The organism is Vibrio sp. 10N.222.55.C6, assembly GCF_041473395.1.
Taxonomy (GTDB): domain Bacteria; phylum Pseudomonadota; class Gammaproteobacteria; order Enterobacterales; family Vibrionaceae; genus Vibrio; species Vibrio crassostreae_C.
Map to the genome: position 1 here is coordinate 1 of NZ_JBFRSD010000812.1, position 460 is coordinate 460.

At 35.4% G+C, this 460-nt stretch carries 1 pseudogene; it reads right to left on the bottom strand.

The window, feature by feature from the left end:
* Positions 1 to 140: 140 nt before the first annotated feature.
* Positions 141 to 460: pseudogene (locus AB4486_RS26315) on the bottom strand (hypothetical protein); the annotation flags it as partial.

Sequence of the window (460 nt, forward strand, 5' to 3'; positions counted from 1 at the left end):
GGAATATAAGCTTATGAAATGCCAAAAACTTACTATCTATTGGTAGCTCAAGCTAAATCCTGTTAACTGCTTACCGTTATGCCGCTAAGTTGGATTTTATTTAAGCACAGAAACCCAATATCAGTAGCTGTAATTGTCAATTACCACGTTTTGTCTAGGTCAGCATAAAGCTGATAATCGCCCTTTATGTCATCCCAATGATGCAATTGATGCAATAATTCAGCTTTAGTTAACTTGAACCTAAAGTGTTCTTGGTAAGACTTCTCTATTGGCGTATTCAATATGATAGGCTCATCAGTAAACTCAAAAAACCAGTATAGGCCATCTTGTTGACTATCTTTACCCGTAAACTGTTGGCTTATTTTACTTCGTGGTAGCAACTTCACATTAGCCACACGATATAGATACTTTGAAAATTGACTATTATCAGTCACCTTATTACGAACAGTGATCAATAAAT